Below are 25,529 nucleotides of genomic sequence, written 5' to 3' on the forward strand. Positions count from 1 at the left end.
GGCTGCGAATCCCCCAAAAAATCAAAAAGAAAAATCTCGCTAAATCTTGCTAAATCTCGCTAAATCTCGCTAAATCTCGCTAAATCTCAAATAAAAAGGAAATTATATGGCTATATGCTAATATTTTGGCTCGTATGAGCGTGTTTATATCATTACGATATAATTTAAGTCTAATTAACTTAACGCTCACAGGAACGAAAATATAGGCTTTAAACGATATAACCACATTTAAAAGAAAGGATAATATGCAAACACAAAAAGGTGGCAGACCCACAATTTTACCTAAGATGTATGAAGAACCGCTTTTTAGCCAAATCATTGATAAAATTGAATCAGGCTGTAATGACAGAGAAATCTACACCAGTTTGCATTGTTCGGCTAAAACTTTTAGAAAGTGGCGAGATGACAATATAAAGGCGTATGACGAAGCTAAAAGCATTGCTAGGGGAAATCTATTAGAACTAGCCGAAAGTGCCTTAGCGAGCAAACTGACAGTCAGAACGCTAAAAGAAACAGAAACAATATATGACGCTGACGGAAACGTTGAAAAAGTAAAGGTTAAAGAGAAAGAACTTGATAAAGATAGCTTGGTAGCAATGATGGTTGCTAAGGCTGGAAACCCTGAACTTTATAACCCTACTGAATGGCGGAGATTGCAACAGGAAGAATCAAGTGCTCATGACCTTAAAGCTAAAATTGAAGAACTTGACGACTATAAGCTAAGTAAGTATAAAACGCCAGAAATCAAAGTCCCAGAGGGGTTTGAATGAAAAAATATTGGGTAGTTGAAGACCATTTGGGCGGAGGACTTTATCTGATGTCAGAAAATACTTCAGAAAAAGAATTAGAAGAAGTTGAAGATTATTGTGAGACGTGTGGAGACAACGATTCTATTATTGGTCAGTTTTCAAACTGGAAACAACTTAAAAAAGAAATGACTGATGACGAAGGTTGGTGTCCATATTCAGATGAATATTTGCAATCAGTATTTGAATAGAAAGGGAATGAATGTATTATTTAAATAAAATGTTGGAATACAACAAAGAAAACGGCATTATTATTAATAAGTACATTCGCAAGACTATTCAGAAGCAAATACGTATTCATAACAAATATATTTATCGCTATGACCGTGTTACGCAAGCTATTGAATGGATAGAAGACAACTTCTACCTGACTACTGGTAACCTGATGAAAATTGAGCTACTTCCAACACAAAAATGGTGGTATGAGTTAATGTTAGGCTATGATATGGTTGATGAAAAAGGTGTTCAAGTCAACCTAATTAATGAGATTTTTCTTAATTTAGGCCGTGGATCAGGTAAGTCTAGTTTAATGGCTACGCGCGTGCTTAACTGGATGATTTTAGGCGGACAATATGGCGGAGAAAGTCTAGTTATTGCATACGATAATACACAGGCTAGACACGTATTTGACCAAGTTAGGAATCAAACGGAAGCAAGTGATACATTAAGAGTGTACAATGAAAACAAGATTTTCAAGAGTACAAAACAAGGGCTAGAATTTACGTCTTTCAAAACCACTTTTAAAAAGCAAACAAATGATACTTTACGAGCGCAAGGTGGTAACAGTTCCCTTAATATATTTGATGAAGTCCATACCTATGGCGAGGATATAACAGAGTCAGTTAATAAAGGTTCACGTCAAAAACAAGATAACTGGCAAAGTATTTACATCACTTCTGGCGGACTTAAACGCGACGGACTTTATGATAAACTTGTTGAACGATTCAAATCAGAAGAAGAATTTTACAATGATAGGTCATTCGGCTTGCTTTACATGCTAGAAAATCATGAGCAGGTCAAAGATAAAAAGAATTGGACTATGGCTTTACCACTTATTGGCAATGTTCCTAAGTGGTCAGGAGTTATTGAAGAATACGAACTTGCGCAAGGAGATCCAGCGTTACAAAATAAGTTCTTAGCGTTTAATATGGGCTTACCTATGCAAGATACAGCTTACTACTTCACTCCGCAAGATACTAAACTAACAGAGTTCAATTTATCTGTATTTAATAAAAATAGAACTTATGTCGGAATTGACCTATCCTTAATTGGCGATTTAACCGCTGTATCGTTCGTTTGTGAGTTAGAGGGTAAAACTTACAGCCATACGCTAACTTTCTCTGTACGGTCTCAATATGAGCAACTGGACACAGAACAACAAGAGTTATGGACTGAATTCGTTGACAGAGGCGAACTAATCTTACTTGATACGGAATACATCAATGTGAACGACTTAATACCGCATATTAATGACTTTAGAACCAAAACAGGGTGCAGACTTAGAAAAGTCGGATACGACCCAGCTCGCTATGAAATTTTAAAAGGGCTGATTGAGCGTTATTTCTTTGACAAAGATGGAGACAACCAAAGAGCAATTCGACAAGGTTTCTCAATGAGTGACTATATCAAGCTATTAAAATCTAAGTTAGCGGAAAATAAACTTATCCATAACCAAAAAGTCATGCAGTGGGCTTTAAATAATACTGCTGTTAAAATCGGACAAAATGGGGACTATATGTATACTAAAAAACTTGAAAAAGATAAAATTGACCCTACTGTTGCTTTGACAATGGCTTTAGAAATGGCGGTGTCAGATGAAGTATAATGTTGACACAGTTCGAGAAAGTGGTTGGTATAATAAAAAAGAATGGTTGGCTGTCCGTGATTATGTAAGACAACGTGATAAGATGACTTGCGTAAGATGTGGCGCATTCGGTGCTAAAAAATACGAAGTAGACCATATTATAGAACTAACTTGGGAAAATCTTGATGATTGGAAAATAGCGCTGAACCCTGATAACCTACAACTCCTTTGTAAGTCTTGCCATAACAAGAAGACAAGCGAGTATAAACGTGGGAAAGGTGTGAGTTTATGGTAGAAAGGGGAAAAATTGAACTTATTCGGAAAAGTGGTATCATTTTCACGTGGAAAGCTAAACAATGATACTCAAAGAGTTACAGCGTGGCAAAACGAAGCGGTAGAATATACAAGTGCCTTTGTGACTAACATTCATAATAAAATCGCTAATGAAATAACAAAAGTAGAATTTAATCATGTTAAATATAAAAAGTCTGATGTTGGTTCTGATACTTTGATTAGTATGGCAGGTTCTGACTTAGACGAGGTTCTAAACTGGAGTTCTAAGGGCGAACACAATAGCATGGAGTTTTGGCAGAAAGTAATTAAAAAGTTGCTATGCACGCGCTATGTTGACCTGTACCCTATATTTGATAGTGAAACAGGAGATCTATTAGACCTACTATTTGCTAACGATAAAAAAGAATATAAACCTGAAGAATTAGTAAGGCTTATCAGTCCTTTTTATATCAATGAGGATACAAGTATTTTAGATAATGCTCTAGCTAGTATTCAAACTAAGCTGGAACAAGGTAAATTGCGTGGCTTGTTGAAAATTAATGCCTTTCTTGATATTGATAATACGCAAGAGTATCGAGAAAAAGCCTTAACAACAATAAAGAACATGCAAGAGGGTTCGAGTTACAATGGTTTGACACCAGTTGATAACAAGACGGAAATTGTAGAACTTAAAAAAGATTATTCCGTTTTAAACAAAGATGAAATTGACCTTATTAAATCGGAACTTTTGACAGGCTACTTTATGAATGAAAATATTTTGCTTGGTACTGCTACGCAAGAACAACAAATTTATTTTTATAACTCTACTATCATTCCTTTACTGATTCAACTTGAAAAGGAACTGACTTATAAACTGATTTCAACAAACCGCAGACGAGTAGTTAAGGATAATTTATATTATGAACGCATAATCGTAGATAACCAGCTATTCAAGTTTGCAACTTTGAAAGAATTAATTGACTTGTATCACGAAAATATCAACGCTCCTATTTTTACACAGAATCAACTTCTTGTTAAAATGGGCGAGCAACCAATCGAGGGCGGAGATATTTATGTCACAAACCTTAACGCAGTTGCTGTTAAAAACCTAAGTGATTTACAAGGCAATAGAAAGGACGTAACAAGCACAGATGAAACTAATAACCAATAGTGCTGAAATTAAAGTAACTGAAAACGAGGGCGGTTCTAAGTCTTTCCCTGGAAGGCATTGGTTCAGAAGTTGGTGTAGAGAATCGTAACGGTATTGTCTTGACACCTAACTGCATTGAGTTTGCTAGAGAACGATATCCATTGCTATATGAACACGGAGCTGGATCTAGTGAAGTCATTGGGGACGCAAAAGTCTATTATGACTTAGCTTCTAATAAATACCTGACTGACTTTACGCTTTACGACAATGCACCAAACATTAACAAAGCTGTGGAAAATGGAGCGTTTGATTCACTATCAATTGCCTATTACATTACAGATTATGAGTTTAATGAAAATGATGCTCTAGTTGTAAATAAAGCACAGTTTAAAGAGATTTCTCTTGTTTCAGTACCAGCTGACCCTAACGCAAAGTTTATTCAAAATGCATTGGGCGAAGAACTCACAGAAGAACGTAACAAAATTATTGAAAGCCGTAACGCTTTGAAAGAAATTGAGGATATTAAAAAGAAATATGAATAAACCTGATTTAATCGAAAAACAGAACCGCTTGGCAGAACTTAAAGAAAATAACGTATCTTTAAAATCTCAAATTAGTGGCTTTGAAGTAAAAAATGCAATTGAAGACTTGCCAAAAGTACAAGAATTGGAAAAAACACTTTCAGAAAATTCAATTGAAATTATCAAAATTGAGAATGAACTTAACGCACAGGAAGAAAAACCAAAAGGAAAAGATAAAATGACAAACTTTATTGAATCACAAAACGCTGTAACAGAATTTTTTGATGTATTGAAAAAGAACTCTGGAAAATCAGAAATTAAAAACGCTTGGAGCGCAAAACTTGCTGAAAATGGTGTAACTATCACAGATAAAACTTTTGAGCTTCCACGTAAATTGGTTGATTCAATCAACACAGTTTTGTTAAATACTAACCCAGTGTTCAAAGTATTCCGTGTTACAAATGTCGGCGCTTTGCTCGTATCACGCTCATTTGATTCAGCTAATGAAGCAAATCTCCACAAAGACGGACAACAAAAAGTAGAACAGGCTGCAGCTCTCACTATTGATACTCTTGAACCTGTAATGGTTTATAAATTGCAATCACTTGCTGAACGTGTTAAACGACTTCAAATGTCATATTCTGAACTTTACAACTTGATTGTAGCGGAACTTACACAAGCTATTGTTAATAAAATTGTTGACCTTGCGCTTATTGAGGGTGACGGAACAAACGGTTTTAAATCAATTGAAAAAGAAGCAGACGTCAAAAAAATCAAAAAGATTACTACAAAAGCCAAATCAGCTGGCAAAACTCCATTTGCTGACGCTATTGAAGAAGCGGTTGACTTTGTTCGCCCTACTGCTGGACGTCGTTATTTGATTGTTAAAGCAGAAGACCGTAAAGCCTTGTTAGATGAGTTACGTCAAGCAACTGCAAATGCTCACGTTCGTATTAAAAATGATGACGCTGAAATTGCCTCTGAAGTTGGAGTAGATGAAATTATTGTCTATACAGGTTCAAAAGCACTCAAACCTACTGTATTGGTAGACCAAAAGTATCACATTGACATGCAAGACCTTACAAAAGTTGATGCCTTTGAATGGAAAACTAACAGCAACATGATTTTGGTAGAAACACTAACAAGCGGTCATGTTGAAACTTATAACGCTGGTGCAGTAATTACAGTAGCATAAGAATAAAATGGAGGAAGTAAATGATAGATTATATTAAGGTCTATTGTGGTATTCCGATTTTAGTAACAGCTTATGATAGTAAACTTATCTTATTCCGTTCAATAGCTATTAAATTGCTAGAAAAAAATGGTATTAAAGCTGACGAAACAAGCGTATTAGTTAAAGACTTTATTTCTTGTTATTGTCGGCTTAATATTGTTGATGAACCAGCAGAACAATGGCGAAATGCTGAAATGAAACGTTTGGCTTCTTTGCAAGAGTTAATGTATTATGGAGGTATTTAATGATATTCTCACAAGTTACATTACAGGTAGAAACGACTGTTAAGAAGAAGAACGGTGCAGAAGCTAATGTTATAAAGCCTATCGTTTTACCAGCAGTTAAACAGAGAATTAGTCAGACAAGGCTTGATGAGTTTTCTATGATTGGGCTAGGTAAAAACGTAAGATACGAGCTTAACGGAATCGGAGAAATGGAAGACTTGATTTTCAACTATTTCTTGGACGAAAAAGGCGAAACTTTCAAGCGTACAACATGGGAAAGAAACCCTAAGAATAACAAGATGATTTTAGAGGGGGTAGTAAGCAATGGAATTTGATTCTTATATAGATTGGTACAACAATTTGCTTACAATGCCTCTAAATGACGTTATTTTAGGTGTTAAGGACACGATAGAAGACAAGACGGTATATTTATCACTTAGTGACTCAAAGGTCATTAAAATGGATAATACGAGCTTTGTCATGGGTTACTATTATCAAGTTGTTTTATCTGTTAAAGATGTTGACGATGAACTTGTAGAACTAGTCGGAAATGTTTTACAAAACGGTTGGAATATGACGAACTGGTCAGAGAATAGCCATTTGTACAATTATACTGGTACTGTTTATTTGCCTTGTGGTGCAGGTGGTCAAGCATGGCAATGAATTTACTTAATACAGCAAGCATAGCTAAAGAAATGCAAACTAAAGTAACAGAACGCATGGGCGACTGGTTTGAAGCAGAATTTAAAGCTAAAGCGAATAGTGCAAGCCGAAGAACTAGATTAATTAGAAGTCATGGTCACACCTATACTTATGCTAGATACCAAAATACTGGTCAATTATCAAGTAACTTAAAACAAGTTAAAAAAGGCGATAAAATAGTTATTGACGCAGGTACTAGAGCTAATTATACTAGCGGTTATCATGGTATGTACTTTTTAAGAAATAAAAAAGGTATGCAAGACGTTAAAACAACATTGAAAAAAGGCGCTATTTATGCTAATTCAATGAAATTATAGAAAAGGGAAAAAATGAAATTAGATTATAATTCACGTGAGATTTTCTTTGGTAATGAAGCTCTAATCGTAGCTGATATGACTAAGGGAAGTAACGGAAAACCAGAGTTTACTAACCATAAAATTGTAACTGGTTTAGTATCAGTTGGCGCAATGGAAGACCAAGCGGAGACTAACAGCTATCCAGCTGATGACGTGCCAGACCATGGAGTGAAAAAAGGTGCTACCTTACTTCAAGGCGAAATGGTATTCATTCAAACAGACCAATCGCTTAAAGAAGACATTTTAGGTCAACAAAGAACAGAAAATGGCTTGGGTTGGTCTCCTACTGGTAATTGGAAAACGAAATGTGTTCAATACCTTATTAAAGGGCGTAAGCGTGATAAAGTTACAGGGGAATTTGTTGACGGTTATCGCGTAGTCGTTTATCCAAATTTGAGACCAACAGCAGAAGCAACAAAAGAATCAGAAACAGATTCAGTTGACGGTGTAGACCCTATCCAATGGACTTTGGCAGTACAAGCGACTGAGTCAGATATTTATTTGAATGGCGGTAAAAAAGTCCCTGCTATTGAGTACGAAATTTGGGGAGAACAAGCAAAAGATTTCGTCAAGAAAATGGAAAGTGGTTTATTCATTATGCAACCTGATACAGTTCTAGCTGGTGGAATTACACTCGTAGCTCCTGTTATTCCTAATGTGACTACTGCTACAAAGGGTCATAATGACGGAAGAATCGTAGTGCCTGCCACTTTGAAAGATTCTAATGGTGGAACTGTAAAAGTAACATCAGTGATTAATGACGCAAATGGAAAAGTAGCAACAAACGGACAACTTGCTCCAGGTGCCTATAACGTAAAGTTCTCCGCTGAGGGTTATAAAGATGTTACCGCAGGAGTTTCAGTAACTGACCATTCATAAGACTAAAAATAGATTAAGTAAAGGAATATAAAATAAAATGGCAAAACAATTGAGTACAGCACGTAAATTTAAAATGATTACAGGTAAAGACCTTTTCCAACAACAAAAGGCAATGGATACAGAACTTAAAAAAGAAGACGGAGAAATTACTGACCTAATGGAGTTCGTTCAATATGGTCTATACTTGGCTCTTTTTCAAGATAACATTGTAAAAGCTAAAAGTGACTTCTCTGACTTCCGTTCTAGCTTCGAGTTCGATACTGACGGTAAAGGGCTTAAAGAACTTGTCGAATTATGGCAGAAAGAAATTTAATGAGCTGAAAGGACTGTAAATGATTTTAAAACATGCAATTAGATACTTAGAACTAACTGGTTCAGACTTTATTACAGATTTAAAAGACTTTGCAGACCTACAAAATTCTTTTGTCGCTGGATATATTCCTGATGACTTTACAGAGCAAATGGAGAGCTTTACAGACAAGTTATTGATACTTTGGGTAGATTGTAACGGAGGAATGCAAAACGCCTTAGATGATAAAACAGAGCTTCCTACAACTAACGAGTTAATCAATATCTTCTGTAAAACTGTTTTTATTAAAGAAAAAGAGGAAACGGAAGACGATACAGTCTTCTTTTCTTCTAGTTCATTGATTAAGAAAAAGAAAGATACTGTAAGGGAAAATAAAACTTTAGAACTTTTGACTGTTTTGGGCAATAATGAAATTGATATAACACAGTTCATGGAAATGGAACTAGAACTTGTTTATAAAATAATCGAACTTATTGCAGAGAAAAAGAAAGAGGAAAAAGAAAAAGAGAAAAGGCGTAAAAGAAAGGGTATGTAATGGCAAGTAATGCAACATTTGAGGTCGAGATATACGGTAATACAACGAAATTCGAGAACTCACTTAAAGGCGTTAATACCGCAATGTCAGGGCTTAGAGGAGAAGCTAAAAACTTACGTGAAGCTCTAAAACTTGACCCCACAAATACCGGGAAAATGGCGCAATTGCAGAAGAACTTACAAACGCAGTTGGGCTTATCACGTGACAAAGCAACAAAATTAAAAGAAGAACTTTCTACGGTTGACAAAGGGACGTCAGCAGGTCAAAAGAAATGGCTACAACTTACTAGAGATTTAGGTACAGTAGAAACACAAGCTAATAGGCTAGAGGGCGAAATTAAGCAAGTCGAGGGTGCTATTAGTTCAGGCTCTTGGAACATTGACGCTAAAATGGATACTAAAGGCGTTAATAGCGGAATTGAGGGCATGAAGTCACGCTTTAGCGGTCTTAGAGAGATTGCTGTTGGTGCATTCAGACAAATCGGTGCAAGTGCTGTTAGTGCTGTCGGTAACGGCTTAAAAGACTGGGTATCTAACGCAATGGATACTCAAAAAGCCATGATTTCATTGCAAAATACAATGAAGTTCAAAGGCAATGGAAAAGACTTTGACTATGTAAGCAAATCTATGCAGAATCTTGCTAAAGATACAAATGCAAATACCGAAGATACTTTAAAACTTTCAACAACGTTCATTGGTTTAGGCGATAGCGCTAAAAAAGCGGTCAGTAAAACAGAAGCATTAGTAAAAGCTAACCAAGCATTTGGTGGTACTGGCGAAAACCTTAAAGGTGTAGTTCAGTCTTACGGTCAAATGTCGGCAGCTGGTAAAGTTACGGCTGAAAATATTGGACAATTAACCGATAACAACACAGCTCTTGGTTCTTCTTTAAAAGACACTGTTATGAAAATGAACCCCTCATTACAGCAATACGGTTCTTTTAATGACGCTGTTTCAAAAGGCGCTGTTTCGATGGATATGCTCAACAAGGCTATGGAAAAAATGGCTAAAGGTTCGGGCGGTGGAATCAAAACTATTGGGGACGCGTGGGACAGCTTCAACGAAACAATGTCAATTGCTTTAGTGCCTACTTTGAACGCTTTAACACCTATCATTAGTGGCTTAATAGACCAGATGTCTGACTGGGGCGAAAGTGCTGGTAAAGCTGTAACAAATGTAGTTAAGTATTTCCAAGACTTGTTTCAAAAACTGCAAGAAAATGCAGCCACTTTAGCATTTTTAGAGGCTTGGGATAGCATAAAAAGTGCATTTGGTTCCATAGTTTCTATTATAGGGAATGTCATAAATTCATTTATTGGAATAAATACAGAAACAACAAAAAACGCAACAAGTATAGATAACGTAGCAAAAAGCATAGCTGTATTTGCTGGTAAATTTTCAGAAGTCACGAAAAAAATAGCTGATTTTCTGCAAAAAATTAGTGAAAGTAAAAGCGCAATAGATACTTTAAAAGTAGCTTTAGCTGCTTTGGCTAGTGTATTCGTTGCTTTGAAAGTTATTGATGGAATCATTAAGGCTGTCGAGATATATAATAAGGTTGTTGAAGCTGGTACAATTATACAAGGAGCTTTCAATGCTGTAATGGCTATGAATCCATTCGTGGCTCTTGGCATAGCAATCGCAGCCATTGTTGCTGGTTTAGTTTACTTCTTCACTCAAACCGAAACAGGTAAAAAGGTTTGGGGTAGTTTCGTAGACTTCTTAAAGAGTGCATGGGACGGAATAGTTTCATTCTTTAGCGGTATTGGTCAATGGTTTGCTGATATATGGAACGGAGCAGTTGACGGAGCTAAAGGCATTTGGCAAGGCTTAGTCGATTGGTTCAGTGGAATTGTACAAGGTGTTCAAAATATTTGGAACGGAATAACAACATTCTTTACTACTTTATGGACAACTGTTGTTACTGGTATTCAAACAGCATGGGCAGGAGTTACAGGGTTCTTCACAGGGCTATGGGACGGAATAGTAAATGTTGTTACAACTGTATTTACAACCATTGCTTCTTTAGTGACAGGTGCTTATAACTGGTTTGTTACAACTTTCCAACCTTTAATTAGTTTCTTTCAATCTATATTTGGGTTAGTTGGATCAGTAATTAATTTAGCATTCCAACTTATATTGGCTATTATTCGCGGTGCTTACCAATTAGTTATCGGAGCGTGGAACGGCATATCAGGTTTCTTTGGTGTAATATTTAACGCAGTTAGTTCAATAGTTTCAACAGTATTTAGCGCCATAGGTAGCTTTGCTGGTTCAGCTTGGGATATACTGGTTGGCGTATGGAATGCAGTTTCAGGCTTCTTTGGCGGTATATTTAACGCTGTAAAATCAGTAGTTTCAACAGTATTTAGTGCAATCGGAAGTTTTGCTTCTAGCGCTTGGGGAGTAGTTTCATCAATATGGAATGCAGTTTCAGGCTTCTTTAGTGGCATATTCAATTCTGTTCGCAGTGTCGTTAGCGGAGTGTTTAGCGCTCTTGGTGGCTTTGCTTCAAAAGCTTGGGATGCAATTTCAGGTGTATTTAACGGAGTAGCTGATTTCTTTAAGGGAGCGTTTGACGGTGCTAAAGATATAGTTAGCGGAGTATTCGAGGCTTTTGGTAAATTTGCTTCAAATGCTTGGGATGCAATAACAGGAGTATTTAAGGGCATTGGCGACTTCTTTAGCGGAATATTTGGAGGAGTCAAAGATACAATAGACAGCGTTCTTGGAGGTGTAACAGATACAATTAAAAATATCAAAGGTTCAATTGATTGGGTTGCAAGTAAAGTTGGCGGACTATTCAAAGGTTCTATGGTAGTAGGCTTAACAGATGTCAATTTATCTTCTAGCGGTTACGGTTTAAGCACTAACAGTGTATCAAGCGACAATAGAACATATAACACATTTAACGTGCAAGGCGGTGCTGGTCAAGATGTTTCTAACTTAGCGCGTGCAATCAGACGAGAATTTGAACTAGGGAGGGCTTAATGGTAAGACAGTATAAAATACATACTAACTTAGACGGAACAGACGACAAAGTTTGGGACGTTACAAATGGAAAAGTTAGATTTTACCAGCCCTCTAATTTAGGGTTACAATCAACTAATAACATCTGGCAAAGTAATGGTATTGGAATAATGGGAAAACGCTCAATTACTCAACCACAAATAGAGTTTAAGCTAGAAACGTTTGGAGAAAGTTTAGAAGAAAATTATCAATTAATGAAAGACTTCGTAAACGATATTCTTAGCAAAAAATTCGTTACACTTGAATATCAAACAGAAATTTTTCAGGTGTATGCTGATTTAGCTTTAGCAGATGTCACAAAGACAGAGGGTTACGGTAAGAACGGAACTTTCAGCGAAAAGATAACTTTCGATGTAGTTACAAAGTGGTATACTTACGAAAATTTAACTTTTGACATGATTGAAAATGGTAAAGTTCTTTCTGGTAAGTCTAAAATTTATGGAGGAACCGCACCAGGAGACTATAAGTATATCGAAGGAACCTCTTACACTTATTATGGGGAAAGTGACATAGGCCGTTTAAGCCGTTGGGAAATAAAAGAAAAAATATTTAGTTTTATGGGGGTATTATATCCGAAACTTCCTAAAACACCTGCTGGAGTTAGATTTTTAGACGATGTTGGAAACGAATATACTGCAATTGTGTTTAAGACGGAACAGGTACAAGATTATATTTTAATTAATACAGATGTAAATGACGAATTTTATCAAGGCTGGAAGGGTACAACTGTACTAAACTTATTCCCTGTAATGAACTTTGAGCGATACAGAACTCGTATAATTGAAAAAGGTCAAATGGAGCTAGTTAATTTAAGTAAGGCAGAGCTTAAAATCAAGAGAAAGGCGGACTTTATTTAATGTTAGAAGCTAACGTTTATGATAACTTTAACCCTAACTATTACAATATATCTGATTTCAGAATGCCTAATGGTAAAAAAGAAAAAAGAGGCCTTCCAATACCAAAGGCAAGATGTCAAGTTATTGATTACGAACTGTGGGAAACAGGCTATCTTTACACTTCATCAGCTACATTGACCGTTTCGGTAGAAGTTGGCGATATTGTTCAAGTACTTTTTCCTGAAGTTGTTCCAATTGAAGAAGCTCTAGGTAAGAGGAAAAAACTGAATTTAGATATGGTTTACCTTGTGACCGATGTAGACGAAAGTAATAAAGCTACGTTAAAAAACTACTTTTGGGCAATGATTGAAAGTCTTGACGTTCCAAACGCAATAGCCAAAAAGACAAACTCTGGTATAATTAATTATTTAATTGACCCTAATAAAAATAATTTAATGAGTTATGGTTATTTCTTTGATTCAAGTATCTTTGCTGGAAAGGCTACGATTAATCGTAAAGCGGAAACTTCATCAGCTCATGATGTAGCAAAAAGGATATTTTCCAAGGTTCAATTTCAACCAACTACAACCATTCAACACGCTCCATCTGAAACAGACCCTAGAAACTTGTTATTCATTAACTTTGCTTCAAGAAACTGGAATAGAAAAAGAATCACGACAAGGGTAGATATTAAGCAAAGTGTGACAATGGACACGGAAACAATAGTAGAACGTTCAGCTTATAATTTTGCTGTTGTGTTCGTTAAAAATAAAGCAACAGATGACTACACAGACCCTCCTAAAATGTACACAGCAAAAAATAACGGAGATGTCATTGATTATAGCACTTATCATGGAGACGGAACAGACTTGCCAGATGTAAGGACAACCAAAACATTGTTTTATGATAGAGATGACCACGGAAACCCTCCTGAGTTGTCTACTATTAAGGTTGAAATTTCTCCCTCTACAATCGTCACAAGGTTATTCTTTAATCAAAATGAACTTTTTCCTTTGTATGTTAATGACTTAGTAGATATTTGGTACGAGGGCAAGCTATATTCAGGATATATAGCAGATAGAGTTAAAACAGAGTTCAATGATAGACTTATTTTTGTAGGAAGTGGAGACAAACCGAATGTTATATGAGTATGTAGCTACTTATGGCGACAAATATAGAATAGATAGCTTTAAAGGGCATAGAGAGCTTCGTAAAGACCACTTAGAACTATTGCAAGGTAAAGTGTACTATAATAGTAAAAACACGCTTAGAATCGAGACCACGCTCTTGTATGAAGTCGGACAATTTGTATCAATTGGTGGTTATCCTTATGGCGGTAGAAAATTTAGATTGTTAGAGCTATCAATTACTGATAACCCAGTTTTAGATAAAGCGGAAATAATTTCAAGAAAGGTTAAAAATGACAATTAAAAACTTCACGTTTTTCAGTCCAAATGGTACAGAGTTTCCAGTCGGTTCTAATAATGACGGAAAACTATACATGATGTTGACTGGAATGGACTATAGAACAATTAGGCGCAAAGATTGGAAAAGTCCATTAAATACAGCCCTTAACGTGCAATATGTTAACACATCAATCGTTGCAGGCGGGAGGTATTTTGAACTATTGAATGAAACTGTTGCCTTAAAAGGTAATGCAGTTAATTATATCCATGCAAATATTGACTTAACGCAAACAGCAAACCCTGTAAGTTTATCAGCAGAAACATCAAATAATAGTAACGGTGTTGATATAAACAACGGTTCTGGCGTTTTGAAAGTTTGTTTTGATGTTGTTACGACTTCAGGAACTGGTGTAACAAGCATTAAGCCAATTCTTCAGGCTAGTACTTTAGATAGTATTTCTGCAAACGATTTATCACTTAAAGATTCAATCAATGCAAATAATTTATCGCTTAAAGGTTCAATCAACGCAAACGATTTATCACTTAAAGATTCAATCAATGCAAATAATTTATCACTTAAAGGTTCAATCAACGCAAATAATTTATCGCTTAAAGGTTCAATCAATGCAAATGATATATCACTTAGAGGTACAATCGATGTTCCAACTCAAATGTTGACAATTCAAACTGGAAATGGTATGCAGTTGCAATTCACTAAAAAGAACGATGATTTAGTAATTGTTAGACTCTTTGGTAGTGTATCAACTACAAAAGCTGGCATTAAAATGTCTGGACCATGGGTAGATAAAGAATTTCGTCCAGCTGTTGTTCAAAGTATTGTTGGTCATTTTGCTGGACATGAGACTTCTTTCCATATTGACATAGACACAAACGGTAGTATTACTTGGTGGGGACCAGATATTGGTAAAACACCTATTGCAACACGTGGTAACGGAAGTTACTTCATTAAATAACAAAATAGAAAGCGAAACAAAATGGTAACTAGAATGATTTTAATAACTATCTTAATTTTAGCGATTCTTTTCGCTACATGGGTAAAAGATAGAGAAGCAATGAACCCACCTTTCAAACGTAGACTTGTGATTGACTTAACGGTTATTTTATCCCTGTGGGTTTTATATGCGGTCTTCTTCTTTACACAAACTCCCTCAACTTCTGATATTGCCAAAACTGTGATTGACGTAGGTTTATTGTACTTTGTAGGGCAATTTATTTATTTGGTCGCAAAAATCAGTCCTATGTTCGACGGTTTGGTTAAACTTATGAAAAAGAACGGTGTAAGTGTTCCAGAAGTAGAAGAAGAACAAACGGAGGATAAAAAAGAATGAATATAACTAATGCTGGTGTACGTGGTTATAACCCTACTGGGGTTGTAATTCACAATGACGCTGGTTCGAATGGTGCTAACGCTGGCTTCTACAACAACTGGTTACCTAATCATAACCCTGAAAATGGCTTTGCTCATGTCTACATTGCTTCTGACGGAAGATTACAAGCTTCTGATTTCTCTAATATGGCATGGCATTGTGCCAACTCGTACGGTAATGTCGCTCTATCACACCCAGACCAATTGGCAATTGTTCGTAAAACTTATAAAGAAACAACTGGCAAAGACCTTAAAAACTTCGATTGGAAAGGTTCGCCTATTGATATTCGTTTCATGCAAGCTAACGGAATCGACAAACCAATCATTGCTAAAAAATAATACGAAAAAGGCCCTCACTTAATTGTGGGGCTTTCTTTTGTAATTGAAGATATCCTACTTTCTATTTTTTAATTTATTTTCTTTGCATAATGACCTTTTATTGGTCTGTTCTTTGTTCGGTATCATTTCATCTTTTTCACTAACATGTTGACTTCCTCTATTATTAGATCGTTCAGTTTCCTCATCGTGTTCTCTTGCGATTCTGTCAACTTAGGCTTGTTTTTCAGCTTCAACTCTTCGTTGATTTTCTTCACTAATTCGTTGTTCTTCAAGTGCTTTCTCCTTAGCTTGCCTTATATGCTCATATTTTGCTTTCTCTTGCGTTTTAAACTCTTGTTCATATAATTGTGCCACAATATCATTAAAGCCCTTATCCGCCCTTTTATGAGCCTTTTGAATCAATACGATACTTCTAGTTGTGTCGTCTGTTAAAATAAAGATAATTGCTCTCCTTTTTGCGCTTCAATTGCTTACCTGATTAATAGCTTCAATAATATTATTGCCGGCATTTATTAGAATTTCATCACTTACAATTACATTCTTTCTTGAAAATAGTTCGTTCTCAATCTTCATAAAGTGCATTGCTTTAGCTAAAAATTGAGCAGATGATTCATAATATAATGTTTCTAGCTCATCATCTGAAAGCTGTGTTAAATCATCATTAGCAAAAGTTGTAAGTTTTCGCTTAATCTCTTTGCCGTCTTCTTCTTCTATATAGTAACGCTTCATCTATTCATTCCTTTAATTTCAAATTTTTCAATAATATACCTTTTAGAACCAAGCTCAAGGCTCACTAGATAATTATTAAAAGGGTCATTCTTGTTCAAGTCATTAGCGATCTTTCTAGCTGTTGACCGTGGATATTTTGAACTATTAATCTTCCTTGTGTACTTGTGTAATATTATCTCATTGCCTCCCTTTGCATTTTACGCTTCAATCGTTGCTTATATAGATACTCTTTACTTGGCTTTAAGCTATATAACAACTCATCTAGTAAGTCCATAGCCTCTTCGCCTGTTCCTAAATTATTCATCTTTTTAAGTGTAAGCTCGTGCATTTCATCATCATTGAAAAACATAGTAAGATAAGGGAATGCTACGGTATTTGGCAAGCTCAAGCGTGATTTAGTTATTCTTAGGTTAGGATATTTACCTGTTTCAGATTTAACTTTTAACTCAAATTGATTTATTGCGATACCTTGTTCTTTTAGTACGCTAGTGATTCTTTCATATAATTCTTCATTTGTCATTATGCTATAATCTCCGTGATTTCAGTTATTTTTCTAATTTCTGCTTTATGCCCTGTTATGATTTCTTTTGATTCTTTAATTTCGTGTGCTTCGCTTAAACTATAAACTTTAGTTTTATTTTCTTTCCAAAACTGTATAGTCCCAGTGTCTTTCAATTCGTACCATGTGACTATATAATAAGTCCATTCATTTTCCATTATCCAACCACTCCTTAATTGTAAATAATTCAAAGCCATTCAGTTTGCTTTGTTTTTCAATTTCTACTTGGTTTCTATCTAGGTCTACCAGCAGTTCAATTACAGGTCTACCATTATCAAGCCACCTGATGACTGTATTAGCTTTAAGTCCGAAATACTTAGCACATTGAGCCTTACAACTAAAGTGTAGCTCTTCTTCCGTTGTAGGGTTATAAGCTACGACCTTTATAGCTTTTTGTGTTGCCATTGTTTAATCCCCTTTCTATAAAACAATATTATCAAATTACTTTATATTTGTCAAGAATTAACTTTAGACCTCTTCAATAAATTCCAAGTATCTTTCATCAATCGCTTTTATTTCTTCTTTCGTGAACTCTGATTTAAAGTTATTTCTTTCGTCTTTCCATTGTTTGAAATCATCAGCTATATCTTGTGCAAAGCCCATAATGTCGTCAGTAGTGTATTCTGTAAGCTCATTCTCGTTACTTAAGTTAGCAAGTTCTCCTGCATAGTCTAAAGCCTTGTTACGGTCTTTGTCGTAGCTTTCACCCTCTTTCTTGCCAGCTCTCACTAGATACTTTAATACCTGCATTGTATACCAGCCTGCAAGCTCTTCATAGTTAAAATGATGTTTAAAGTATTCGTTAAGTTCCATACCGTATTCATTGGCATAGTGATTATTTGTACCATAATTCATTAGATGTTACCCCCAATCCATGTAATAAGCAACGTTGCAATTATACCTATCCAAGTGATAGCGATAAGTGTAAAGCCTATACCTACAGCTATCATTAAAGTTTTTACTGTATCTTTCATTCGCAATATCCTCCTAAGTATTTAGGTTCTTCAACTTCATCAATATTCACAATAGAAATGTCACATTGCATTACATCAGCTTGTTTTTCAGCTTCCTCTTTAGTTGAGAATACTCCTAAAAGGCTTATTTCTGAACCCCAACTTCCACAATAGGTATCTGCGGTTAAAACATATACTTTCATTTTGTTCTCCTTAGTTCGCCTGTCTATATTTTTCCATTACTTTAGGGTATTTACTAACAAATTGCAATTGTTCTTGATGTAAACGACTTGACCAATGGAATAGTCTATCAATTTCAGCTAAAGCACTCAATTTTTCATACATCTCTTTAATGTAAAACTCTGCATTTCCTACTGACTTCCAGTGTGCTGACGTTCTCACAGAGTACCCATTTTCAGCAAGTTTTTGTGCGTTTATATCAGCCTTTTCTTTTTTCTTCATCAGGCTATCAATCTCTTTAAATATAATCTTTAACAATTTTACTTGATAGTTTTGCACTATTTCTTCGGTTGTCATCTCTTCACCTCTTTCATAATTACATTCTATCAAATTGCTTTTCCTTTGTCAAACATTAACTGTTCCTTGTCTTTCTAGTTTGGTAAAATTTATTCCAGTTTTCTATAAGTTCCAGCAACTTAGGTTCATCATATTCGGTAAATAGTTCAACCTGTGATGTAAACCAGCAGTGTAGACAGCGATCGCAACTATAACAGATGTTCACGTATCCTCTACAATCTTTGCAAACTCCTAAACCATTACTCATTGGTATATCGAAGCAGTGGCAATATCTTTTGTCATTAAAGTATTTTTGTTTCATTGTTACCTTTCTAGTTTATTCTATACCTTATTATAAGCTATTTCTTTTTATTTATCAAGCGATAAGTCCCATAGACTACTAATAAAATAATTGTTATTATAAATAGCGGTGGAATGAATACAGTTATCGCAAACCAAACAATAGATATTAAAGTATAGATCATGATTTTTAGTATTAATTTACCAGCAGGAGTTTCTTGAAAGGTTATATCCTCATCTAATGATGAATCATCTTCTTTCGAATTGCCGTAAAATATTTTGTCTTCATTTACTTCGTACTTGTTACCGCAATAATCACATTTACCATTAGTGAAACTTGAAGACCCACAGGTTACGCATTGTATTAAAATCATTTTATTACCTCCTTTCTTTAACTATATGTATTATTATATCAAAAAAGCTCTAAGCTGTCAAGCCTAAAGTTTTTATTCTTAATATTATTGTTCTTTCAATTTATTCTTGAACCAAATGATTCGTTCTTTGAACCAAGCGTCAACTCCTTCAGGACGTAGCCATTTACCTTGTTTAACTCCATTCTTTTCCATGAACTCAATCACTTTAGTTGGAGTTTCTGGTTCGTCCCACATATTATATTTTGCTGAATGGTATTTACTAAACATTTCAAGCGTTTCGATGTAGCTATCTTTCAGAAGTTCCGTGTCAAGCAATTTTTGGGCTTTCTCAGCACGTTTAGCAAGTCGTTCGTTAACTTGTTCCAGTTGTTCCTTTTGTCGCTGTAAGCTCAAATTATGGTTAATATAAGCAATTTGCTGTGCATGTCGTCCAAGTTTGCCTTGTGTATTAAGCTCGATCAGTTTAGCCATTCCCTCGCCAAGAATTTCATCAGCCACAAAGTTATGTTTATATTTTTTATTTGTGTTGCGTACATAGTTGTCAAGCGTTTGTTTAATTTTAAGTTTTTTGTGTAGCTCTCTTAATGTTGTCAATTTAATACTCCCTCATATATTTTACCAAACTTTAAAGCGTTAATTTTAACTAACTGCTTCAATTCTGATATAAATTGCTGTTCTCCGTCAAAGTCAAATGGCATTGATACGTTTTCCTTGATCCAAGCGAAAGCTCCGTCAAAGTCTTGTCTTAATAAGCTCATTTTATCCACGATGTCGATAATTTGCTCTCTCTCTTCTTCTGTGTACATGTAACCACCTTTCTAGAAAGGAAGTTCTGATTCATCAACTTCAACAGGTTCAGAACCACCAAATAAGTCTTGTTTAGCTTGTGATTGACTACTATTATCATTAGTGATAAATACTTTTTCAACCGTAGGGAAAACAAAGTTATAATTTACGTATTCTCCTGATTCCTTGGCTTGTACACGACCGCTGACCGTTACTGTGTCACCTAATTGAATGAAATCAGGCAAGAAAGCCGAACCGTACGCAACTTTTACGTTAGATCCCTTTTCTTTTTCAAATAATGGGACTGAAATAATTTTCTTATCGCCTTTTGCTGTACTTACTGTACGTGTATTTTTTTCATTCGCTTGTGCTGTTACTGTGATGATTGCCATTTAATTATTCCCCTTTTTCTGTTTCTTGCTGTGCTAACCAAATCTTCATGATGTCGGTAATTTCTTTTTTAGTCTTATTTTTCAAGCTGTCAATATTTTGGTATCCTAGTTGTTCAGCTCGTTTTATAAGTGGCTGAATCTCTCTAAGTCGTTGTTTTTCTGCTTCAAGCTCTTTTTGTTCTTCTGTTAGAACTGGTAAATCTTCATTTGCATAAATATATAGCCCTAAACCATGACGAGCAATTGCCTTAACTAGTCCACGCTGAATGGCTTTATTTACGTCCATAGAAGTCAGTTTTTCAACTGGGATAGATTGGTTACGATAGTCCATTACAGGCAAGGTTCAACTGTTTTTTCTCCGAACTTAGTCTTATAAGTATAAGAATCAAACTTCATTGCCTTGTTAGCTCCGTCCATTACAGGAAGCCACATTTCATGTGTAATATCATCAACTGTAACAGAAGTAAATACCATAATGCCTAAAGAATTATCATATAGATATGGAACTAGTTTCCCTTTACCGTCATCAAATTTTTTAATCTCGTAAGTAGCAGTAGGACAAACTTTTTTAAATTCAGCCCAAGCCCAAGACCAAGAAAGATAACTTAGTGAAGTTTTTCCTGTCTTTTTTTGTTCAACTTTACTATTTACATTAATTGCATTAAGCTGTTCAAATACGCTCATTCGATAACCTCTTCTTTCCAACCTTGGCTTTTAAGCTCTAAGGCTTTTATCAAATCAGATTCACTAGATAAATAAAACTCCGAAGCATAGTTTTTTGACAAAGTATGGAAAGCATGCCCAAAGTAAAGTTTACCTTTCTCGCTTGCATGATTTGCTTCATTAAATTCTAAATACATTACTGACACTTTTTCCTGTGCTGTATCTGAAAGCTCATAAAAGTTATCTTTCTCTTTTTTAAGTTTTTCAGTAACTTTTTTAACAACTTCTTCTAGCTGTTCTTTATCAAATTTAATGTTAATTGTTTCCATTTTCTCCTCTTTCTATAATAAATAACTCTTTAGTCATTGTTCGTTCCATTTCTATTTCTATTTCACAACTCTTGAAATAATGCTATTGGCTTTCTTATCAGAGTATGGACCTACATATTCTTTTAAAGCAGCTATAACGCATTCTTTTGTATACTCTTGCATTTGCTCTGCTGTGTATACATCAACTTCTTCTATATATTCATTTAATTCGGACATATCTTTATAAAGCCTAAACTCACCAGTAAAAATCTTTGTTCTTCCTACCGCTTCAATCTCACTTAGTTTCATCTATACATTCCTCTTTCTACAATAAATGTATTTCCTTGTCTTGAAATATCTATATCATATTTAAGTAGTTGCAAAATATAACCTTTACCCCAATAGCTCCATAATTCACTTATTAAGCCATACAAGCACTCGTTAGGTTCTGCCCTATACTTTGTCTCATTCATTTCTTCAAGCTCTTTAGACAGCTTTCTGACACCTCTAGCATAATGCTTACTAGCTTTTTCTTCTGCCCTTAAACTTTTGTAATTGCTTTTCATATATGAACTCTCTGATGTCTTCTTTCTGCTGTTTTTCCTCTTTATCAGACCAACCAACTTTTTGGCCTTTTCGCTTGCCACTTTGATAAACTCGTCTGTTATCATCAGGAAAGCCATTTTTTTCAAAGTACATTCTAGCATATTCAAAGTAATTTAAGCTGTTGATGTACTGCTGACTATCCTTTTTGTGATAATTAAGAGTTATCAATCGCCTTTCAGCTAGTGATTCAAAAGATGTTATCATACTTCTTCTTCAACGAAACCTAAAGCTAACAAAGCTTTATATTCCTCGCTGCCTTCTTTAACTTCAAGAGCATCTTGCTCGAATTTTGTTAATTGTTTAGACTGTCCAGCATAATATAATGCAGTTCCTCCGCTACTTATCAGAGAAGTTATAAAACTTAAATTTAGGTTCAATAACTTCATAACCGTTAATGACAGCTTCAACCATTTTCAATTGCTCGTAACACTCAAAAGCACTACTTGGACATTTATCGCCGCCTATCCAATTGTATCCATAACCAAAACGAGTGATGTGACAAAGCGCTCGTTTTTTGTTTATTTCATCTTCAAGGTTTACAAAAGTTTCAAGATAATCAGCTTGTTTTTGCGTTAATTTGACTACCATTTGTTAGTTCTCCTTTATTTCTATATATACTATTATACCAAAATTAATTATCGTTGTCAAATATTAGATGATATTTTTTTATTTATTTCTACTTTTAATTGTAATGCCCTAATCAATGCACGCTTAGAATAATCATTTTCGCAAGCTGCATGCAATTTTTTCGACTGTCTGACTAGAAATTCAGCACGTCCAAGCCATACTTTGAAAAGTTCGTCATTATGCCATTCTGCTTTTACCATTTCATCTAATGCACGATATAACCAACCGTACACTTCAGCGTGTAAAATAATAGCTTTGTTCTTGTAGTCGTTCATTGAGTTCATTTTTTGCTCTCTCTATTAATTTAAAGTCATCACTGTATAAAACAGGTTTTGAATATTGTTCATTCATGTTAAACCTTGAATAATAGTCATAGAAGTATTCATTTACTTTTTCATGGTAATAAACAACGTATTTTTTATCACTCATTTTCTGTTACTTTTCCTTTCTCTTTAGCTAAGTCTAAGAAAGCCTGTGCCGATTCTTTCGTCGTTTCGATTGGAGTTTCAGCCTTTACTTTTTCCACTAGTTCGCTATCTGGTTCTTTTTTTGATTTATTGACGCAAGTGAATACTGAATCAACGTATGAAAAGTTTAAATCATCGTCAAACTGATATCCACGCGCTTTGACTGATAACTTAGAGAAGTCGTTATGCTTGCCACGTTTAGGGCTTAACATTAACATAAATTCTGCCCATGCTGTTAGAGTAGAACCACCCAAGGCGTCACTAGGCTTTACCATATATGCTTTATCGTCCATTGAGTTTGCATAAGCTGATTTGTTTGCATGAGCTACTAACAAGAAAGTAACGTCTTGGAAAAGTAACTTTAAGCGTGTAATTCTCCTAAGCATTGGTTCAAAGTCTTTACCGTAGATAATGTCTCCATTTCTTAGCATTGTCATTAAATTATCCAAGATCACGAATTTTATATCATTTTCTTTAATGTATTCATATAATAAGTTCATGTGGTGCGAATCATCAAGCATAAACTCTCCACCTGTCAAAAAATGTAAGTCTTCTGGTGCATTATCTTTATTTCTAAGCCTTTTGTTTAACTCTCTGTCAGTATCTTCATTGTCTATGTATAGTGTCTTGCTTCGCTTTGTATCATAACCAAAAAAAGGTAACCCTTGCGATACCACTCCATGGTCTGGCACGTCATCAGCTGGATAGCTGTTAGTCTCCGCTTGGTCTTCCATTGCGCCAACTGATACTAAACCAGTTACAATTTTATGGTTAGTAAACTCTGGTTTTCCGTTACTTCCCTTGGCCATATCAGCTACGATTAGAGCTTCATTACCAAAGAAAATCTCACGTGAGTTATAATCTAATTTCATTTTTTATTTTCCTTTTTATTTTTTTATGCAGTACGTTTCCAATAATATATTGTCGTTGAACCAATTACTGCTGAACCGATATTTTCCCATGCAATCCTAAATATATATTAATCAATATCAATATTCCACATGCAAACAGGATATATTAAATCTTGTAACTGTGACATAATTTGAGCCATTGAGTATTTGTTAGGGTGTATCGATCCATAAGTAACGCCATCTGAATTTAAAGCTGACCATGTTTTTATAGACATATCATTATGTGCGTAAGTTCTCGCTGTAAAATCAGCAAACGCACACTCGTATTTACGACATAATTCTTGTATTATAGGTCTAACATTTTGAAACCACTCTACATAGGTTCTCCCAGTATTATAAACTGTTCCAACTGTTGGCAAAGTGATGATAATAGCCAAATCTTTTACGGTTTTATTATAAGCTGGTCTACCATTAACACTTGTATTTCCTCTTATTCTTTTCAATCCTTCTTCCATATTTGTTTTAAATAAGTTTAATCTTTGTTCTAGTGTTAACCCAGCGAACTTCGTATGGTTTTTATCAGCGTCATTCATTCCCCATCCAATTATTAAAAGGTCTGGGTTATGTTCCATCGATGTTTGTAAAAAACCATTAGGGTATTTTTGTAAATAGTAAGGCAAAGCATAAGTTGGGTTTCCTACCCATTCATTCGTATTTCTACCACCAAAACCATTGTTTAGTATTGATAATTTTTTTAAATCATAATTCCCTGCCTTCATTATTTTTTTAAGTGCATAATCTTTCATGCCAAAAAAAGTATCTTGAACCGATGATAGTGGAGCGTAACCAGCAGTTATACTATCTCCGTCTAATGCTATTGATATATTATTTACACCGTCATAAATTTTCTCATACCAATGCTCTAAATATTCATGTCCCCAAATAGGTGTAACTGGATATTTGTAATAATCAAACGCAGTAGTAGTTGTTGTAACAGTGTCATTACTTACTGACGGGGTATAATTTACCATTTTTTGAAAACTATCTAAATTACTCGGTACGTTGTTAGTGGATGAAGTGTAATTTAAAACTTGCATGTCTGCTAATATCATGTCAATATCAGATTGTGTAAGAGGTTTTAATCTAACATACCCTTGAATAGCATATATTCCATTTGCGTTTATATTTTTTTCGTTTGTAACAGTAACACTCTCACATTTCAAAGTATTGCTATTAAATTTAACTAATTCTAATCTTAAATATTTTGAGTTAGTATATTTTAAAATAGAACCCTTATTTAATGTCATTTTTTGAGTTGAAAAGTATGTCTTGTTAATATCTTTTGAAGCACTACCAACACTATATTTTCCATATGTTACAGTCAAGTCAATATCAACTAACATTCTATCTTTGAGAAATTTTAATTCATCTTCAATAATGTCTATTTTGTCTGTAGTTGAAATATATGATGTAAAAATAAAATTTGATTTTGTCGTTGCAACATCTTCTCCCATTTTTCCAAAACCAGTTTTGGCAGTTTGAAAAGCAATTTTGCCAATATGCTTTATACTCATTCCATTTTTTACTTCGCCATAGCGTAAAAAAGC

Annotated in this window: 44 protein-coding genes; 21 read left to right on the plus strand and 23 right to left on the minus strand. The window is 34.9% G+C overall.

Translation table 11 applies throughout. The features are described 5' to 3' along the window. The first annotated feature begins 245 nt into the window (after positions 1-245). The 21 genes from ATN06_RS00005 (at position 246) to ATN06_RS00105 (ending at position 15,791) form a co-directional block, all read left to right on the plus strand. A complete protein-coding gene (locus tag ATN06_RS00005; RefSeq protein WP_036853255.1) occupies positions 246-770 on the plus strand; it encodes a bacteriophage terminase small subunit in 525 nt (174 codons plus the stop codon). After that, entirely contained in the window at positions 767-997 is a 231-nt protein-coding gene (locus ATN06_RS00010) for a hypothetical protein (RefSeq protein WP_036853254.1), read from the plus strand. Before ATN06_RS00005 ends, ATN06_RS00010 begins: the two co-directional genes overlap by 4 nt. 11 nt (positions 998-1,008) lie before the next feature. Beyond that, on the plus strand, positions 1,009-2,631 hold the full coding sequence (locus ATN06_RS00015; protein ID WP_060629148.1) for a terminase TerL endonuclease subunit: 1,623 nt from the start codon (positions 1,009-1,011) through the stop codon (positions 2,629-2,631). Then, entirely contained in the window at positions 2,621-2,905 is a 285-nt protein-coding gene (locus ATN06_RS00020) for an HNH endonuclease (protein ID WP_036853146.1), read from the plus strand. Before ATN06_RS00015 ends, ATN06_RS00020 begins: the two co-directional genes overlap by 11 nt. 12 nt (positions 2,906-2,917) lie before the next feature. After that, positions 2,918-4,054, plus strand: coding sequence for a phage portal family protein (locus tag ATN06_RS00025; protein WP_036853147.1), 1,137 nt, complete (start codon positions 2,918-2,920; stop codon positions 4,052-4,054). A gap of 140 nt (positions 4,055-4,194) precedes the next feature. Continuing rightward, entirely contained in the window at positions 4,195-4,575 is a 381-nt protein-coding gene (locus tag ATN06_RS00030) for an HK97 family phage prohead protease (RefSeq protein ID WP_234415803.1), read from the plus strand. Further along, on the plus strand, positions 4,568-5,749 hold the full coding sequence (locus ATN06_RS00035; RefSeq protein WP_036853149.1) for a hypothetical protein: 1,182 nt from the start codon (positions 4,568-4,570) through the stop codon (positions 5,747-5,749). Before ATN06_RS00030 ends, ATN06_RS00035 begins: the two co-directional genes overlap by 8 nt. A gap of 20 nt (positions 5,750-5,769) precedes the next feature. Then, the gene (locus ATN06_RS00040) at positions 5,770-6,033 is read left to right on the plus strand and encodes a hypothetical protein (RefSeq protein WP_002820020.1); all 264 of its coding nucleotides are present in this window, start codon (positions 5,770-5,772) and stop codon (positions 6,031-6,033) included. Beyond that, positions 6,033-6,347: a hypothetical protein gene (locus ATN06_RS00045; protein WP_036853150.1), complete on the plus strand. Its 315-nt coding sequence runs from the start codon at positions 6,033-6,035 to the stop codon at positions 6,345-6,347. Before ATN06_RS00040 ends, ATN06_RS00045 begins: the two co-directional genes overlap by 1 nt. After that, positions 6,337-6,675 (plus strand): hypothetical protein, encoded by a 339-nt coding sequence (locus ATN06_RS29340; RefSeq protein ID WP_036853151.1) that lies wholly within the window; start codon positions 6,337-6,339, stop codon positions 6,673-6,675. The genes ATN06_RS00045 and ATN06_RS29340 overlap by 11 nt, the downstream gene beginning before the upstream one ends. Further along, positions 6,666-7,031 (plus strand): hypothetical protein, encoded by a 366-nt coding sequence (locus ATN06_RS00055; protein WP_036853152.1) that lies wholly within the window; start codon positions 6,666-6,668, stop codon positions 7,029-7,031. The genes ATN06_RS29340 and ATN06_RS00055 overlap by 10 nt, the downstream gene beginning before the upstream one ends. Before the next feature lie 12 nt (positions 7,032-7,043). Beyond that, entirely contained in the window at positions 7,044-7,949 is a 906-nt protein-coding gene (locus tag ATN06_RS00060; protein ID WP_060629149.1) for a phage tail tube protein, read from the plus strand. 37 nt (positions 7,950-7,986) lie between these two features. After that, positions 7,987-8,262, plus strand: coding sequence for a hypothetical protein (locus ATN06_RS00065; protein WP_015979526.1), 276 nt, complete (start codon positions 7,987-7,989; stop codon positions 8,260-8,262). 19 nt (positions 8,263-8,281) lie between these two features. After that, positions 8,282-8,794, plus strand: a complete 513-nt coding sequence (locus ATN06_RS00070; RefSeq protein WP_036853154.1) for a hypothetical protein — start codon at positions 8,282-8,284, stop codon at positions 8,792-8,794. After that, a complete protein-coding gene (locus ATN06_RS00075; RefSeq protein ID WP_036853155.1) occupies positions 8,794-11,784 on the plus strand; it encodes a tape measure protein in 2,991 nt (996 codons plus the stop codon). The genes ATN06_RS00070 and ATN06_RS00075 overlap by 1 nt, the downstream gene beginning before the upstream one ends. Then, positions 11,784-12,680, plus strand: a complete 897-nt coding sequence (locus ATN06_RS00080) for a phage distal tail protein domain-containing protein (RefSeq protein ID WP_036853156.1) — start codon at positions 11,784-11,786, stop codon at positions 12,678-12,680. The genes ATN06_RS00075 and ATN06_RS00080 overlap by 1 nt, the downstream gene beginning before the upstream one ends. Next, positions 12,680-13,807: a hypothetical protein gene (locus ATN06_RS00085; RefSeq protein WP_036853157.1), complete on the plus strand. Its 1,128-nt coding sequence runs from the start codon at positions 12,680-12,682 to the stop codon at positions 13,805-13,807. Before ATN06_RS00080 ends, ATN06_RS00085 begins: the two co-directional genes overlap by 1 nt. Further along, a complete protein-coding gene (locus tag ATN06_RS00090; RefSeq protein WP_036853158.1) occupies positions 13,797-14,090 on the plus strand; it encodes a hypothetical protein in 294 nt (97 codons plus the stop codon). Before ATN06_RS00085 ends, ATN06_RS00090 begins: the two co-directional genes overlap by 11 nt. Then, positions 14,080-15,039: a hypothetical protein gene (locus ATN06_RS00095; protein ID WP_060629150.1), complete on the plus strand. Its 960-nt coding sequence runs from the start codon at positions 14,080-14,082 to the stop codon at positions 15,037-15,039. The genes ATN06_RS00090 and ATN06_RS00095 overlap by 11 nt, the downstream gene beginning before the upstream one ends. A gap of 21 nt (positions 15,040-15,060) precedes the next feature. Next, complete coding sequence (locus ATN06_RS00100) at positions 15,061-15,414, plus strand: hypothetical protein (RefSeq protein ID WP_036853160.1); 354 nt, start codon at positions 15,061-15,063, stop codon at positions 15,412-15,414. Further along, on the plus strand, positions 15,411-15,791 hold the full coding sequence (locus ATN06_RS00105; RefSeq protein WP_060629151.1) for an N-acetylmuramoyl-L-alanine amidase: 381 nt from the start codon (positions 15,411-15,413) through the stop codon (positions 15,789-15,791). The genes ATN06_RS00100 and ATN06_RS00105 overlap by 4 nt, the downstream gene beginning before the upstream one ends. A gap of 210 nt (positions 15,792-16,001) precedes the next feature. On the opposite strand, the gene ATN06_RS00110 is transcribed toward ATN06_RS00105, so the two are convergent. The 23 genes from ATN06_RS00110 to ATN06_RS00210 form a co-directional block, all read right to left on the minus strand. Then, complete coding sequence (locus ATN06_RS00110; protein WP_015979569.1) at positions 16,002-16,193, minus strand: hypothetical protein; 192 nt, start codon at positions 16,191-16,193, stop codon at positions 16,002-16,004. 60 nt (positions 16,194-16,253) lie between these two features. Then, positions 16,254-16,520, minus strand: a complete 267-nt coding sequence (locus tag ATN06_RS00115; protein WP_015979536.1) for a hypothetical protein — start codon at positions 16,518-16,520, stop codon at positions 16,254-16,256. Next, a complete protein-coding gene (locus ATN06_RS29745) occupies positions 16,517-16,696 on the minus strand; it encodes a DUF7228 family protein (protein WP_015979537.1) in 180 nt (59 codons plus the stop codon). The genes ATN06_RS00115 and ATN06_RS29745 overlap by 4 nt, the downstream gene beginning before the upstream one ends. Beyond that, positions 16,693-17,040, minus strand: coding sequence for a DUF7339 family protein (locus ATN06_RS00120; RefSeq protein WP_015979538.1), 348 nt, complete (start codon positions 17,038-17,040; stop codon positions 16,693-16,695). The genes ATN06_RS29745 and ATN06_RS00120 overlap by 4 nt, the downstream gene beginning before the upstream one ends. After that, positions 17,040-17,237, minus strand: a complete 198-nt coding sequence (locus ATN06_RS00125; RefSeq protein ID WP_234415800.1) for a hypothetical protein — start codon at positions 17,235-17,237, stop codon at positions 17,040-17,042. Before ATN06_RS00125 ends, ATN06_RS00120 begins: the two co-directional genes overlap by 1 nt. After that, on the minus strand, positions 17,227-17,484 hold the full coding sequence (locus ATN06_RS00130; RefSeq protein ID WP_015979540.1) for a hypothetical protein: 258 nt from the start codon (positions 17,482-17,484) through the stop codon (positions 17,227-17,229). Before ATN06_RS00130 ends, ATN06_RS00125 begins: the two co-directional genes overlap by 11 nt. A 63-nt stretch (positions 17,485-17,547) precedes the next feature. Further along, positions 17,548-17,934, minus strand: a complete 387-nt coding sequence (locus tag ATN06_RS00135) for a DUF3310 domain-containing protein (RefSeq protein WP_015979541.1) — start codon at positions 17,932-17,934, stop codon at positions 17,548-17,550. After that, on the minus strand, positions 17,934-18,053 hold the full coding sequence (locus tag ATN06_RS29750; protein ID WP_015979542.1) for a DUF7186 family protein: 120 nt from the start codon (positions 18,051-18,053) through the stop codon (positions 17,934-17,936). Before ATN06_RS29750 ends, ATN06_RS00135 begins: the two co-directional genes overlap by 1 nt. Next, positions 18,050-18,235, minus strand: coding sequence for a DUF7336 domain-containing protein (locus ATN06_RS00140; protein ID WP_015979543.1), 186 nt, complete (start codon positions 18,233-18,235; stop codon positions 18,050-18,052). The genes ATN06_RS29750 and ATN06_RS00140 overlap by 4 nt, the downstream gene beginning before the upstream one ends. A gap of 10 nt (positions 18,236-18,245) precedes the next feature. Next, positions 18,246-18,569, minus strand: coding sequence for a DUF1140 family protein (locus ATN06_RS00145; protein WP_015979544.1), 324 nt, complete (start codon positions 18,567-18,569; stop codon positions 18,246-18,248). Between the two features lie 338 nt (positions 18,570-18,907). Beyond that, positions 18,908-19,222, minus strand: a complete 315-nt coding sequence (locus ATN06_RS00150) for a hypothetical protein (RefSeq protein WP_036851127.1) — start codon at positions 19,220-19,222, stop codon at positions 18,908-18,910. An 84-nt stretch (positions 19,223-19,306) separates the two neighbouring features. Further along, entirely contained in the window at positions 19,307-19,816 is a 510-nt protein-coding gene (locus ATN06_RS00155) for a hypothetical protein (protein ID WP_036851125.1), read from the minus strand. After that, positions 19,813-20,028, minus strand: a complete 216-nt coding sequence (locus ATN06_RS00160; RefSeq protein ID WP_036851123.1) for a hypothetical protein — start codon at positions 20,026-20,028, stop codon at positions 19,813-19,815. Before ATN06_RS00160 ends, ATN06_RS00155 begins: the two co-directional genes overlap by 4 nt. A gap of 12 nt (positions 20,029-20,040) precedes the next feature. Then, positions 20,041-20,400, minus strand: coding sequence for a single-stranded DNA-binding protein (locus tag ATN06_RS00165; RefSeq protein ID WP_036851122.1), 360 nt, complete (start codon positions 20,398-20,400; stop codon positions 20,041-20,043). Positions 20,401-20,404: 4 nt separating this feature from the next. Then, positions 20,405-20,731: a Sak single strand annealing protein gene (locus ATN06_RS29660; RefSeq protein ID WP_199726096.1), complete on the minus strand. Its 327-nt coding sequence runs from the start codon at positions 20,729-20,731 to the stop codon at positions 20,405-20,407. Then, positions 20,731-21,084: a Sak single strand annealing protein gene (locus ATN06_RS29665; protein ID WP_060629152.1), complete on the minus strand. Its 354-nt coding sequence runs from the start codon at positions 21,082-21,084 to the stop codon at positions 20,731-20,733. The genes ATN06_RS29660 and ATN06_RS29665 overlap by 1 nt, the downstream gene beginning before the upstream one ends. Then, positions 21,081-21,392, minus strand: coding sequence for a hypothetical protein (locus tag ATN06_RS00180; RefSeq protein WP_015979551.1), 312 nt, complete (start codon positions 21,390-21,392; stop codon positions 21,081-21,083). Before ATN06_RS00180 ends, ATN06_RS29665 begins: the two co-directional genes overlap by 4 nt. A gap of 57 nt (positions 21,393-21,449) precedes the next feature. Next, a complete protein-coding gene (locus ATN06_RS00185; protein WP_015979552.1) occupies positions 21,450-21,680 on the minus strand; it encodes a hypothetical protein in 231 nt (76 codons plus the stop codon). Further along, positions 21,677-22,018, minus strand: a complete 342-nt coding sequence (locus ATN06_RS29120) for a DUF7413 domain-containing protein (RefSeq protein WP_234415801.1) — start codon at positions 22,016-22,018, stop codon at positions 21,677-21,679. The genes ATN06_RS00185 and ATN06_RS29120 overlap by 4 nt, the downstream gene beginning before the upstream one ends. A 295-nt stretch (positions 22,019-22,313) precedes the next feature. Next, positions 22,314-22,565, minus strand: coding sequence for a hypothetical protein (locus ATN06_RS29345; protein ID WP_234415802.1), 252 nt, complete (start codon positions 22,563-22,565; stop codon positions 22,314-22,316). Between the two features lie 56 nt (positions 22,566-22,621). Then, entirely contained in the window at positions 22,622-22,888 is a 267-nt protein-coding gene (locus ATN06_RS00200) for a hypothetical protein (RefSeq protein ID WP_036851112.1), read from the minus strand. Between the two features lie 137 nt (positions 22,889-23,025). Next, positions 23,026-23,943: an AAA family ATPase gene (locus ATN06_RS00205; protein ID WP_110093197.1), complete on the minus strand. Its 918-nt coding sequence runs from the start codon at positions 23,941-23,943 to the stop codon at positions 23,026-23,028. Between the two features lie 107 nt (positions 23,944-24,050). After that, complete coding sequence (locus tag ATN06_RS00210) at positions 24,051-25,496, minus strand: SGNH/GDSL hydrolase family protein (RefSeq protein ID WP_060629153.1); 1,446 nt, start codon at positions 25,494-25,496, stop codon at positions 24,051-24,053. Positions 25,497-25,529: the final 33 nt, after the last annotated feature.

The sequence above is a fragment of the Bacillus thuringiensis genome (assembly GCF_001455345.1).
GTDB classification, from domain to species: Bacteria; Bacillota; Bacilli; order Bacillales; family Bacillaceae_G; genus Bacillus_A; species Bacillus_A thuringiensis_N.

What these genes read in the sequence shown, in the direction of transcription:
- ATN06_RS00090 (WP_036853158.1), top strand. Translation starts at nt 13,797, where the DNA reads ATGTTATATGAGTATGTAGCTACTTATGGCGACAAATATAGAATAGAT.
- ATN06_RS00120 (WP_015979538.1), bottom strand. Translation starts at nt 17,040, where the DNA reads ATGACAAATGAAGAATTATATGAAAGAATCACTAGCGTACTAAAAGAA.
- ATN06_RS29750 (WP_015979542.1), bottom strand. Translation starts at nt 18,053, where the DNA reads ATGAAAGATACAGTAAAAACTTTAATGATAGCTGTAGGTATAGGCTTT.
- ATN06_RS00035 (WP_036853149.1), top strand. Translation starts at nt 4,568, where the DNA reads ATGAATAAACCTGATTTAATCGAAAAACAGAACCGCTTGGCAGAACTT.
- ATN06_RS00065 (WP_015979526.1), top strand. Translation starts at nt 7,987, where the DNA reads ATGGCAAAACAATTGAGTACAGCACGTAAATTTAAAATGATTACAGGT.
- ATN06_RS00210 (WP_060629153.1), bottom strand. Translation starts at nt 25,496, where the DNA reads ATGAGTATAAAGCATATTGGCAAAATTGCTTTTCAAACTGCCAAAACT.
- ATN06_RS00100 (WP_036853160.1), top strand. Translation starts at nt 15,061, where the DNA reads ATGGTAACTAGAATGATTTTAATAACTATCTTAATTTTAGCGATTCTT.
- ATN06_RS00055 (WP_036853152.1), top strand. Translation starts at nt 6,666, where the DNA reads ATGGCAATGAATTTACTTAATACAGCAAGCATAGCTAAAGAAATGCAA.
- ATN06_RS00130 (WP_015979540.1), bottom strand. Translation starts at nt 17,484, where the DNA reads ATGGCAACACAAAAAGCTATAAAGGTCGTAGCTTATAACCCTACAACG.
- ATN06_RS29345 (WP_234415802.1), bottom strand. Translation starts at nt 22,565, where the DNA reads ATGGTAGTCAAATTAACGCAAAAACAAGCTGATTATCTTGAAACTTTT.
- ATN06_RS00165 (WP_036851122.1), bottom strand. Translation starts at nt 20,400, where the DNA reads ATGGCAATCATCACAGTAACAGCACAAGCGAATGAAAAAAATACACGT.
- ATN06_RS00150 (WP_036851127.1), bottom strand. Translation starts at nt 19,222, where the DNA reads ATGATTTTAATACAATGCGTAACCTGTGGGTCTTCAAGTTTCACTAAT.
- ATN06_RS00070 (WP_036853154.1), top strand. Translation starts at nt 8,282, where the DNA reads ATGATTTTAAAACATGCAATTAGATACTTAGAACTAACTGGTTCAGAC.
- ATN06_RS00125 (WP_234415800.1), bottom strand. Translation starts at nt 17,237, where the DNA reads ATGGAAAATGAATGGACTTATTATATAGTCACATGGTACGAATTGAAA.
- ATN06_RS00115 (WP_015979536.1), bottom strand. Translation starts at nt 16,520, where the DNA reads ATGAAGCGTTACTATATAGAAGAAGAAGACGGCAAAGAGATTAAGCGA.
- ATN06_RS00160 (WP_036851123.1), bottom strand. Translation starts at nt 20,028, where the DNA reads ATGTACACAGAAGAAGAGAGAGAGCAAATTATCGACATCGTGGATAAA.
- ATN06_RS00145 (WP_015979544.1), bottom strand. Translation starts at nt 18,569, where the DNA reads ATGACAACCGAAGAAATAGTGCAAAACTATCAAGTAAAATTGTTAAAG.
- ATN06_RS00135 (WP_015979541.1), bottom strand. Translation starts at nt 17,934, where the DNA reads ATGAATTATGGTACAAATAATCACTATGCCAATGAATACGGTATGGAA.
- ATN06_RS00180 (WP_015979551.1), bottom strand. Translation starts at nt 21,392, where the DNA reads ATGGAAACAATTAACATTAAATTTGATAAAGAACAGCTAGAAGAAGTT.
- ATN06_RS00205 (WP_110093197.1), bottom strand. Translation starts at nt 23,943, where the DNA reads ATGAAATTAGATTATAACTCACGTGAGATTTTCTTTGGTAATGAAGCT.
- ATN06_RS00075 (WP_036853155.1), top strand. Translation starts at nt 8,794, where the DNA reads ATGGCAAGTAATGCAACATTTGAGGTCGAGATATACGGTAATACAACG.
- ATN06_RS00080 (WP_036853156.1), top strand. Translation starts at nt 11,784, where the DNA reads ATGGTAAGACAGTATAAAATACATACTAACTTAGACGGAACAGACGAC.
- ATN06_RS00105 (WP_060629151.1), top strand. Translation starts at nt 15,411, where the DNA reads ATGAATATAACTAATGCTGGTGTACGTGGTTATAACCCTACTGGGGTT.
- ATN06_RS00045 (WP_036853150.1), top strand. Translation starts at nt 6,033, where the DNA reads ATGATATTCTCACAAGTTACATTACAGGTAGAAACGACTGTTAAGAAG.
- ATN06_RS00085 (WP_036853157.1), top strand. Translation starts at nt 12,680, where the DNA reads ATGTTAGAAGCTAACGTTTATGATAACTTTAACCCTAACTATTACAAT.
- ATN06_RS00200 (WP_036851112.1), bottom strand. Translation starts at nt 22,888, where the DNA reads ATGAACTCAATGAACGACTACAAGAACAAAGCTATTATTTTACACGCT.
- ATN06_RS00140 (WP_015979543.1), bottom strand. Translation starts at nt 18,235, where the DNA reads ATGAAAGTATATGTTTTAACCGCAGATACCTATTGTGGAAGTTGGGGT.
- ATN06_RS00010 (WP_036853254.1), top strand. Translation starts at nt 767, where the DNA reads ATGAAAAAATATTGGGTAGTTGAAGACCATTTGGGCGGAGGACTTTAT.
- ATN06_RS00015 (WP_060629148.1), top strand. Translation starts at nt 1,009, where the DNA reads ATGTATTATTTAAATAAAATGTTGGAATACAACAAAGAAAACGGCATT.
- ATN06_RS00005 (WP_036853255.1), top strand. Translation starts at nt 246, where the DNA reads ATGCAAACACAAAAAGGTGGCAGACCCACAATTTTACCTAAGATGTAT.
- ATN06_RS00020 (WP_036853146.1), top strand. Translation starts at nt 2,621, where the DNA reads ATGAAGTATAATGTTGACACAGTTCGAGAAAGTGGTTGGTATAATAAA.
- ATN06_RS00040 (WP_002820020.1), top strand. Translation starts at nt 5,770, where the DNA reads ATGATAGATTATATTAAGGTCTATTGTGGTATTCCGATTTTAGTAACA.
- ATN06_RS29665 (WP_060629152.1), bottom strand. Translation starts at nt 21,084, where the DNA reads ATGAGCGTATTTGAACAGCTTAATGCAATTAATGTAAATAGTAAAGTT.
- ATN06_RS00060 (WP_060629149.1), top strand. Translation starts at nt 7,044, where the DNA reads ATGAAATTAGATTATAATTCACGTGAGATTTTCTTTGGTAATGAAGCT.
- ATN06_RS00095 (WP_060629150.1), top strand. Translation starts at nt 14,080, where the DNA reads ATGACAATTAAAAACTTCACGTTTTTCAGTCCAAATGGTACAGAGTTT.
- ATN06_RS29340 (WP_036853151.1), top strand. Translation starts at nt 6,337, where the DNA reads ATGGAATTTGATTCTTATATAGATTGGTACAACAATTTGCTTACAATG.
- ATN06_RS29660 (WP_199726096.1), bottom strand. Translation starts at nt 20,731, where the DNA reads ATGGACTATCGTAACCAATCTATCCCAGTTGAAAAACTGACTTCTATG.
- ATN06_RS00185 (WP_015979552.1), bottom strand. Translation starts at nt 21,680, where the DNA reads ATGAAACTAAGTGAGATTGAAGCGGTAGGAAGAACAAAGATTTTTACT.